Source organism: Streptomyces sp. NPDC057623, assembly GCF_042800355.1.
In the GTDB taxonomy this organism is placed as follows: Bacteria; Actinomycetota; Actinomycetes; order Streptomycetales; family Streptomycetaceae; genus Streptomyces.
The window spans coordinates 257,416-267,664 of sequence record NZ_JBHVGZ010000004.1; the positions used below are offsets into that span (position 1 = coordinate 257,416).

General features: G+C 70.1%; 7 protein-coding genes. 6 read left to right on the forward strand and 1 reads right to left on the reverse strand.

The window, feature by feature from the left end; all coding sequences use genetic code 11:
* Positions 1-246: 246 nt before the first annotated feature.
* Positions 247-1,260 carry a hydroxyacid dehydrogenase gene (locus ACFU95_RS06885; RefSeq protein WP_383822798.1) on the reverse strand — a complete coding sequence of 338 codons (1,014 nt, stop codon included), beginning with the start codon at positions 1,258-1,260 and terminating at the stop codon, positions 247-249.
* A gap of 592 nt (positions 1,261-1,852) precedes the next feature.
* Between ACFU95_RS06885 and ACFU95_RS06890 the strand changes: the two genes are divergently transcribed.
* The 6 genes from ACFU95_RS06890 to ACFU95_RS06915 all read left to right on the forward strand — a co-directional run.
* Positions 1,853-3,202: an extracellular solute-binding protein gene (locus tag ACFU95_RS06890; protein ID WP_383822800.1), complete on the forward strand. Its 1,350-nt coding sequence runs from the start codon at positions 1,853-1,855 to the stop codon at positions 3,200-3,202.
* Complete coding sequence (locus ACFU95_RS06895; protein WP_383822804.1) at positions 3,199-4,206, forward strand: carbohydrate ABC transporter permease; 1,008 nt, start codon at positions 3,199-3,201, stop codon at positions 4,204-4,206. The genes ACFU95_RS06890 and ACFU95_RS06895 overlap by 4 nt, the downstream gene beginning before the upstream one ends.
* Positions 4,203-5,060 (forward strand): carbohydrate ABC transporter permease, encoded by an 858-nt coding sequence (locus ACFU95_RS06900; RefSeq protein WP_383822805.1) that lies wholly within the window; start codon positions 4,203-4,205, stop codon positions 5,058-5,060. Before ACFU95_RS06895 ends, ACFU95_RS06900 begins: the two co-directional genes overlap by 4 nt.
* 33 nt (positions 5,061-5,093) lie before the next feature.
* Positions 5,094-6,638 carry a glycosyl hydrolase family 28 protein gene (locus ACFU95_RS06905; RefSeq protein WP_383822808.1) on the forward strand — a complete coding sequence of 515 codons (1,545 nt, stop codon included), beginning with the start codon at positions 5,094-5,096 and terminating at the stop codon, positions 6,636-6,638.
* On the forward strand, positions 6,635-9,985 hold the full coding sequence (locus tag ACFU95_RS06910; RefSeq protein ID WP_383822809.1) for an alginate lyase family protein: 3,351 nt from the start codon (positions 6,635-6,637) through the stop codon (positions 9,983-9,985). Before ACFU95_RS06905 ends, ACFU95_RS06910 begins: the two co-directional genes overlap by 4 nt.
* Positions 9,986-10,011: 26 nt before the next feature.
* On the forward strand, positions 10,012-10,249 hold a 238-nt coding region (locus tag ACFU95_RS06915; RefSeq protein ID WP_383822957.1), incomplete at its 3' end, for a twin-arginine translocation signal domain-containing protein.

Consider the following 10,249-nt stretch of genomic DNA (forward strand, 5'->3'; position numbering starts at 1 on the left):
CCTCTGAGAGGGGGCGGGGGGGGAGTGGTGGGGGGGGGGAGACGCAATGCCAGGCCCCCCAGGCGCCAAAACACCCCCCCCCCCCCCCCCCCCGGCACGTGGCGCCCCGCAGGCGACCGAGCCAGACATCCGGCACCCCAGCTGCAAGGTTCCGGCAGGCGACCCACTCCAGTCGGGAGCCGGTACCCCCCCCGCCCGAGCCGCAAGCCGCAGCCGACCAACCCGGCCCACCCAGCCCCCACTCCCTCAAGCCACCCGAGCCATATCCGCATGCACGACCTCGTGCCGCAACCCCCCGCCATCCCCCACCCGCTCCAACTCCTCCACCACGATCCGCCCGAGCCGCTCCAGCTCGTTCCCGAGCGACCCGGCGATATGGGGGGTCAGGAAGACGTTGGGCAGGTGGTACAGCGGCGACCCCGCGGGCAGCGGCTCCGGCTCGGTCACATCGAGCACCGCGTGCAGCCGCCCGGAGACCAGCTCGTCCGTCAGCGCCTCGGGATCGATCAGCGCCCCCCGCGAGGTGTTGATCAGCACACCTCCGTCCCGGATCAGCGCCAGCCGCTCCCCGTCCAGCATCCGGTACGTCTCCGGGATGTCCGGCGCGTGCAGGCTGACGATGTCGCTGTGCCGGAGGAGGTCGTCCAGCGACAGCAGTTCGGCGCCCAGCTCGGCGGCCTCGGCGGCGCTGACGTACGGATCGTGCAGCAGCACCGTGAAGTCGAACGGCCGCAGCAGCTCCAGCAGCCGTCTGCCGACCCGGGACGCCCCGATGACGCCGACGCGGCGGCCGACGTTGCCGATCGCGGCGGTCTCGCGCTGCGTCGGGTAGGTGTGCGTGCCGCGAAAGCGCTCCCGATGCCCGAAGGTGTCCTTCCCGGCGAGCAGGATCATCGCCAGCGTGTACTCGGCGACCGGCAGCGCGTTGCCGCTGACCGCGCTGGAGACCGTGACGCCGGCCTTCCACAGCGCGTCGCCGACGAGCGAGCGGACCGAGCCGGCGGCGTGCAGTACGGCGCGCAGCCCGGGTGCGGCGGCGAGGACGTCGGCGTCGAGGTGGGGGCAGCCCCAGCCGGTGATCAGCACCTCGGCCCGGGCGAGGGCCTCGGCCGCCGACGGGTCGGCGAAATCCCGGACGACGAGCGTGGGGTCGAGGTCGGCCGCCCGGGTCAGCCGGGCCATGAGCGGCGGAGGGAAGAGCAGGGGGAGGTGCACCGGGTCCATGGCGAACACGGCCCTCGGCGGGTGCGGGCTGGGCATGACTCTCCTGAGGCACTGAGTTGAGACGTGAGTGAGCAGATTGAAACGGTGCACGGAAACTGTTTCTGAAAGCGCCTTCTACCGTAGATCTGGAGCAGAGGTCGGTCAATCACCCGGATGAAGTGGGCAGTTCCCGCACCCGGCGTGGCTTCGCCAGCGGCCGATGCGTCAGTGGGCGAGGAGTCGGGCCGGGAAACTGGCGAAATCGGTTACCGCGTGTTCCGGATGTTCCGGGTCGCTTCGGTCCGGCAGAGCTCGTGTCGGCAGCTGGGCCCGACCGGCAACCGGGCAGCAGCGGGGCGGCAACCGCGCGGCAACCGGTTTCCATGGCCGCCGCCCTCAGGTCCCCCCGGTTCTCCGCCAACCGCCCTGCTCAGAGCGCCTTTCGGCACCCCCGCGCCCCCTCGCCTGTCATGAAGCCGAGGTTACACAGACTTTTCGAAAATTCGTCAAGCCTCTTGACGCGCCCCTCAGCCCGGAAGAAGCTCTGCCCCAACGCCATAGCAACCGGTTGCCAAAATGGCCGGTTCCTGACCGGCAGGCCGCTCGCTGGCCGATATATCGAACGAACTGAGCAGGAGGTGGTGCGCTCATGCGCCCACATGCCGGCGCCCCACTGAGCCGCCGCCGATTTCTCGCCCTCTCCGCAGGTGGTGCCGCGGTCGGCGCCACGGCGTTGAGCGGCTGCGCGTTGCAGGTGTCGACCGGGGTCAGCGGCGCCGGTGAGACCGTCACCGTGATGGTCAACTCCGGGGACATCCTGCCGGAGCAGGTCCAGCAGGCGAAGAAGGACCTCGGCATCAAGATCGCCCTGGTGAAGTACGACATCACCAAGCTGATCGCGATGCTCACCAGCGGCAACCCGCCCGACCTGGTGCGAGGCGTCGGCGCCGTGGACCTGCCGTACTTCGCGGCACGGGACGTTGCGGAGGAACTGGACCCCTACTTCGCCCGGAGCGGCGTCCTCAAGCTCGACGACCTCGACCCCGTCAACGACCTGTGGCGGTTCGACGGCCGTACTCAGGGCAAGGGTCCGCGCTACGGCATGGCGAAGGACTTCTCCCAGGACTCCATGTTCTGGTACAATACCGCGGCCTTCGACAAGGGCGGCGTCGACTACCCGGCGGAGACCGAGCCGGTGACGTACGAGGAGTGGCTGGAGAACGCCAAGCGCCTCGTGCAGCGCAAGAACGGCCAGACCACCGTCTTCGGCGGCAGTTTCAACGGGCTGACCCGGTCCACGCTGCTGGCGACCATGACGGCGTCCGCCGGCGGCAGCCTCTTCAGCGATGACTTCTCCCGGGTCGACTTCACCACGCCCGAGGCGCGCAAGGCGCTGGCCTGGTACATCGACTACTGCAAGACCAAAGTGGGTCCGAGCCAGATCCAGCCCGACCCCAACGGCTGGGACGGGCCCACCTACCAGGCCGGGCGGCTGGGCATGTCGAACTCCGGCTATTGGCTGGGCGGCATGATCTACCCCGAGAGGAAGCTGGCACAGGTGTCCCGTCTGGCGCCCGCCCCGGTGTTCGCCGGTGGTGAGCGGATCAGCGCCTGTCAGGGCGGCACCGGCCTGTGGATGCCGAAGAAGGCGAAGAACAAGGACGCCGCGTGGCGGGTCTTCGAGTGGTTCTTCGGCGAGGAGCCGGCCGCGGCGCGCGCCTCCGGCGGCTGGGGGATCCCCAGTCTGAAGTCGCTGCGGTCGCTGATGCCGGCCAAGGAGGAGTACCAGAAGCGGGTGCTGAAGGTTCAGGAGAACGAACTCAAGCACTTCTCGGTCGTCTCCTTCACCCCCTACACCCGCGCCGACGCTCTCGACGCCCTCTTCAACCAGATCGCGCCCGCCGCGATGAACGGCCAGATCTCCGTCGACACCCTCGCCGGGCGTCTGAACTCGGCCATCAACGAGCAGTTGCAGCGCGGTAAGGAGCAGGTGGGATGACGGTCGACCAGATCTCCCCGGTCGCGGACCGGCCCGGCGACCGTGCCGCGGCGAGCGGGGCCGGACGCGCTCCGGCCACCGGCAGGCCACGGGTCTCGGTGACCGCGCGCAGGCATCGGGCGTTCTACCTGTTCACCTCGCCCTGGATCATCGGGTTCCTGCTGCTGACCGTCGCGCCGATGGCGTACGCGCTGTGGCTGAGCTTCACCACGTTCGACGGCATCTCGCCGAACTGGAAGTACGTCGGGCTCGGGAACTACCGCGAGCTGCTCAACGATCCGGTGACCTGGGACGCGCTCGGGCGCGCGGGGCTGTTCGCGATCACGTCGGTGCCGCTGTCGATCATCGCCGGCCTGGCCCTGGCCGTCCTGGTCAACCGGCCGATCAAGGCGCGCGGCGTCTTCCGCACCCTGCTGTATCTGCCCGCGGTGGTGCCGCCGGTGGGCGCGGGCCTCGCCTTCAAGTTGCTCTTCGATCCGAACTCCGGCGCCACCAACGGTGTCATGACCTTCTTCGGCTTCGAGGCCATCGGCTGGCTCGCCGACCCCTACGCCCGCTATGTGCTGCTGATGACGGTGCTCTGGGCCGCCGGAAACGTCATGATCATCTCGTTGGCCGGCCTCCAGGACGTACCTCGCGAACTCCACGAGGCCGCCCGGATCGACGGGGCGAGCGCCTGGCGCACCTTCCGCAGCATCACCGTGCCGCTGCTCTCGCCGGTCCTGCTCTTCCAGACCGTGACCGGGATGATCGCCTCGGTGCAGACGATCATGCCGCTGCTGCTGGCCCCGCTGGGCGACACGAGCGGTGTCACCACGGTTCCGCAGTCCAACTACCTCTACATGATGCACGTGTTCGCGCAGTACTTCGCGCTCGGCCGCTACGGCTACGCCTCCGCGCTGCTGTGGGTGCTCTTCGTCCTGATCCTCATCGCCACCGGGCTCATCTTCAGGTTCACGTCCGGCGTGGTGTTCTACAACGTCGACCCGGAGGCGAAGAAGTGACCGCCACAACCGCCGAGATACCCGTGCGGGTGAGGGTGCGCACCAAGCGCCTCGCCCTCTACACGGTCCTCGTCTCCGTCACCGGACTGTTCCTCGGCCCCTTCGGCTGGCTGGTCCTCTCCGGTCTGAAGACCCAGGGCGAACTGGCCGCCTCGCCCGTGCACTGGCTGCCCGACGTCTTCCAGTGGCACAACTTCGCCGACGCCTTCACCCAGATCGACTTCCTCGGCTACGCCCGCAACTCGCTGATCATCGCCCTTCTCTACGCCACACTCGTCACCCTCAGTTCCGCCTGGGTCGGGTTCGGTTTCGCCCGGCTCGACGCGCCCGGCAAGAAGGTGCTGTTCGGCGTCCTGCTCGGCTCGATGATGCTGCCCCAGATGGTCACCCTGCTGCCCACGTACCTGATCTTCGCCAAGCTCGGCATGGTCGACACGTACTGGCCGTGGGTGCTGTGGGGCCTGTCCGCGGCGCCGTATCTGGTCTTCCTCTTCCGGCAGTTCTTCGCGGGTCTGCCGCGCGAACTGGAGGAGGCCGCGATCGTCGACGGCTGCGGATACACGTCGATCTTCTGGCGGATCTTCCTGCCGCAGTCCTGGCCCGTACTGTCCGCGAGTTTCATCATCGCCTTCACCTGGACCTGGGGCGACTACATCGCCCCGCAGCTGCTGCTGTCCACCGACCGCACCACGCTCGCCGTCGCGGTGATGACCGCCTACGTCAACGACGGGGGTACGCCCGTCCCCGAACTCCAGGCCGCGGCCTCCGTGATGTACGTCGTGCCGATCCTGCTGATCTTCCTCATCGCCCAGCGCGGCTTCGTCGCCGGGATGTCCACGTCCGGGCTCAAGTAGCCCCCTTCCGACCTGTTGACCAAGGAGCCCCGCATGAACACGCCCTTGTCGCGCCGCACCGCCCTCCAGGCCGCGGGCGCCACCGTCCTCGCCGCCGGCCTCACCTCCATGACGGCCACCGCCGCCCGGGCCGACGAAGCCGACGCCGAAGCCGCTGCCGCCGCGGCGCCCAAGCTGGTGACGTACCCTCGCCCCGCCGCCATGCCGACCAACACCAGCTTCAAGGTGCGGGTCCGCACCGCCCCGGACGGCGAGTGGCAGACCCTGGACATCTGGCGTCCGCAGCTGTCGGAGATCAACGCGACCACCGGGTCGAGCAAGGTCTACAACTCGTCGCTGGCGTACTTCGACTTCCAGGGATCCGTCGAGATCGAGGTCACCTACCTCAAGGGCGGCACCAGCAAGGTCCGGGTCAGACCGGACTCCTACGGCATCAAGCCCGAAGTCCTCGGCGACACCCTGCGCTTCACGCTCGACCAGCCGCGCAACGTCGTCGTCCAGATCAACGACGACATCTTCGACTGCCTCCACCTGTTCGCCCGCGCGATCGAGAAGAAGCGGCCGAAGCCGGACGACCCGAACGTCCTGTACTACGGCCCCGGCGTCCACACCACCGCCGACGGCTACCTCACCGTCCCCTCCGGCAAGACCGTCTACCTCGACGGCGGCGCCGTCCTCAAGGCCACCGTCCTCTTCCGGAACGTCGAGCACGCCGGGCTCGCCGGCCGCGGTGTGCTCGCCGGGACCGTGGACGGCGGCGTCCTCGTCGAGAACTCCAGGAACATCTCCGTCGGCGCCGTCACGACGCTCAACCCGAACGGCTACGCCGTCAAGCTCGGCGAGGCCACCGGCGTCACCATCAAGGGCCTGGGCTCCTTCAGCTCCAAGGGCTGGGGCGACGGCATCGACGTCTTCTGCAGCAGCAACGTCGTCGTCGACGGCGTCTTCATGCGCAACTCCGACGACTGCATAGCCATCTACACCCACCGCTGGGAGTACTACGGCGACACCACGAACATCACCGTCCGCAACTCCACCCTCTGGGCGGACGTGGCCCACCCCATCAACGTCGGCACGCACGGCAACACCGACAACCCCGAGGTCCTGAAGAACCTCACCTTCAAGAACCTCGACATCTGCGACCACCGCGAGCCGCAGATGGGCTACCAGGGCTGCATCGCCCTCAACCCCGGCGACAGCAACCTGATCAAGAACGTGAAGGTCGACAACGTACGCGTCGAGGACTTCCGCTGGGGCCAGCTCATCCACATGCGGATCACGTACAACACGAAGTACAACACCTCGGTCGGCCGAGGCATTCAGAACGTCTACATCAAGGACCTCTCCTACACCGGCAAGCCGCTGGCGACCTGTCTGCTGCTCGGCTACGACGCCAAGCACGCCATCAAGGACGTCACCTTCGAGAACCTCGTCATCAACGGCAAGGTGATCGCCGACTCGATGAAGAAGCCGGGCTGGTACCTCACCACCGACACCATCCCGATGCACGCCAACGAGCACGTGCTGGGCCTGAAGTTCCTCACCACCGCCGAGGCCGAGGCGGCCGCCGCGTCATGAGCACCTTCAGCACCACCCCCGCCCCGAGTCGCCGGGGCTTCCTCGGCGGCGCCGCGGCCGTGCTGCTGGCGTCGGGCACGAGCGGACTGCTCGTGCCCGGCACGGCCCGGGCGGCGGCACAGAACCACTCGGGCAGCCAGGTCTTCACCCACCCCGGGCTGCTGCACACCGCCGACGACCTGGCCCGCATGAAGGCAGCGGTCGCCGCCCAGGAGTCCCCGATCCACGACGGCTACCTCGCCTTCGCGGCGCACGCCCGCTCGAAGTCGACGTACGCCGTCCAGAACACCGGACAGATCACCTCCTGGGGCCGTGGCCCCACCAACTTCCAGAACCAGGCCGTCGCCGACTCGGCCGCCGCCTACCAGAACGCCCTCATGTGGTGCGTCACCGGCGAGCGCGCCCATGCCGACAAGGCACGGGACATCCTCAACGCCTGGTCGGCCCCGCTGACCATGGTCACGGGTGCCGACGGTCCGCTCGGCGCCGGCCTCCAGGTCTTCAAGTTCGTCAACGCGGCCGAGCTGCTCCGCCACAGCGACTACGACGGCTGGACGGACGAGGACATCGCCCGCTGCGAGCGGTCCTTCCTCGACGTCTGGTATCCGGCGATCTCCGGATACATGCTCTACGCCAACGGCAACTGGGACCTGACGGCCATCCAGTCCATCCTGGCCATCGGCGTGTTCTGCGAGGAGCGCACCCTCTTCGAGGACGCCCTGCGCTTCGCCGCGGCCGGCGCCGGCAACGGCAGCGTGCGCAACCGGGTCGTCACCGACACGGGACAGGGCCAGGAGAGCGGCCGCGACCAGGGCCACGAGCAGCTCGCCGTCGGCCTGATGGGCGACGCCGCGCAGGTCGCCTGGAACCAGGGCGTCGACCTGTGGGCGTTCGACGGCAACCGCATCCTCGCAGGCGCCGAGTACGCCGCCCGCTACAACCTCGGCGGCGACGTCCCCTTCACCCCCGACCTCGACCGCACCGGCAAGTACATCAAGACGACCGTCTCCGACAAGGCCCGCGGCAACCTCCCGCCGATCTACGAGATGTACTACGCCCACTACGCCGGTGTCCGCGGCCTCGACACCCCGTACACCAAGGCGGCCGTCTTCCGCGGCACGGGCGGCGCCCGCCTCGTCGAGGGCAGCAACGACGACCTGCCGAGCTTCGGCACCTTCACCTACGCCGGGACTAAGGCCCCGGCGCCGACCGCGCCGACCGCCCCGGCGGGCGTCACCGCCCTCGGTGACTCCGACGCCGTGACCGTGTCCTGGCTGCCCTCCGCGTGGGCGACGACGTACACCGTCCGCCGGGCGAGCCGCCCCGAGGGGCCGTACGAGAAGGTCGCCGCCGGGAACGCGAAGCCGGAGTACACCGACACCGACGTACACGCGGGACGCACGTACTACTACACCGTCACCGCCGCCAACTCGCAGGGCAGCAGCGCTGGTTCGGGCCCGGTGTCCGCCACCGCCGGTCTTCCCCGTCCCTGGTCCACCCGGGACGTCGGCGAGGTGCGGACCCCCGGCTCCGCCGCCTTCGACGGCGAGCGGTTCCTGCTGGAGGCGTCCGGCGCCGCCGACACCTACCGCTCAGTCCACCTCCCGTTGCGCGGCGACGGCACGATCACGGCACGGATCGTGTTCCCGCTCAGCTCGCAGTACGCCAAAATCGGCGTCACCCTGCGCGACTCCCTCGACGCGACCGCCGCGCACGCGTCGATGCTGGTCCAGGGGCTGCCGCTGCACACCTGGAGCGGTGTGTGGACCGTACGGCCCGAGACGGGCGCGAGTGTCTCCGCCACCGGCAGTACACCCGTCCCGCCCACCCAGCGGCAGGCGATCACCACCTCCGCCGCCTTCCCGATCTCCGACCTAGGCGAGCTGCCCGAGTCGGCGACCCCGCTCGAGGCGCCGTACGTCGAGGGCGCCGGCGACGGCTACCGGCTGCGGGCGCCCTACTGGGTGCGGGTGACCCGCAGGGGCCGCCGCTGCACGGGCGCGATCTCCCCGGACGGCATCCGCTGGACCCAGGTCGGCTCCAGCGAGGTCGAGTTGGGCCGCACGGTGTACGCCGGCCTCGTCCTCACCTCCTGCCTGGGTGTCGACGCGGAGTACGCCGAGACCGGCACGGGCGCCTTCGACAACGTCAGCGTGACGTCCGCGAGCTCCGGCGAGGTCTGGTCCGTGCCCCGCCCCACCCGCACCGCCACCGGTCTGAAGGCGTCCTCCGGCGCCGACGCCGTGGAGCTGGCCTGGGCCGACCCGGATCTCTCCGCCCGCTACAAGGTGCTGCGCTCCACGACCGCCGACGGCCGCTACGAGACGATCGCGACCGGCGTCGGCCCGGTCGGCTTCGGCACCCGGATCCGGTACGCGGACGCCACGGGTACGCCCGGACGGACGTACCACTACGCCGTCGCGAAGACGAGCCACGGCGGCCGGGGCCCGCTCTCCACACCGGCCTCCGCCGGGATGCCGGCCCCCGGGCGGCCCCAACTCACCTCAGCCGCCGAGGCGTTCGCGAACAAGGGCGTGCCCTTCCGCCACCTCCTGCGGGGCTCGCACGAGCCCGTACGGTTCGGCGCGGCCGGGCTGCCCGACGGGCTCCGCCTCGACAAGCGCACCGGCCTGGTATCCGGAACGCCCACCGAGAGCGGGGTGTTCACGGTCTCCACCACCGCGGGCAACGCCGCGGGCGACGGCACCGGCACGCTCACCCTCACCGTCGGCACACCCCCGCCGGCCCCCTGGACCTACGGCGACCTGGGCGACCCGGTGCTCGACGAGCGTGCCTTCGGGACCCTGGGCGTGGTCGCCATCCGCACCCCGGGCAGCACCTCGTACGACGGCGGGACCTTCACCGTGCGCGGTGCCGGCGTCGATCTGAGCGTCAACAACCAGGGAATGACGGGGCAGTTCGTCCGGCGGACCGTCACCGGCGACTGTGAGATCACCGCCCGGCTCGGCTCCCGCACGGGCGCGAGTGCCGACCAGGTGGGGCTGCTGATGGCCAAGTCGCTGTCGCCGTTCGACCAGGCCGCCGGGGTCGTCGTCACCGGCGGGAGGGCCGCGCAGCTGATGCTGCGCACGACCGTCGCCGGAAAGTCGGCCTTCACCGGAAACGCCACCGCCACCCTCCCCGGCCTGCTGCGGCTGAAGCGCGTCGGGACCGCCTTCACCGCAGCCCTGTCCACCGATGACGGCGCCACCTGGACCACCCTCGCCACCGGCGAGATCCCCGGGTTCGGTGACGCCCCCTACCACGTGGGCCTCGTGGTCTGCTCCCGCGACCAACTGGCCCGCTGCACCACCGAGTTCAACGAGGTGAGCATCACCACCGACTGATCCCCCCACGGATTGGAGTCGCACAGATGAGCCGCATTTCCCCCCACAAGCCCCCGGCGCAGGGCGAGTTGAGCCGCCGCGGTCTGCTGAAGACCGCCGGCGGGCTCACAGCCGCACTCGCCCTCGGGGGCTCGGCCGCCAAGGGTGGGAGGCCCCCCCCCCCCCCCGCCCCCCACCCCCCCCCCCCCCCCCCCCCCCCCCCCCACCCCCCCCCCCCCCCCCCCCCCCCCAGCACAACCCCCACAATAACCCCCCCCCCTCCCA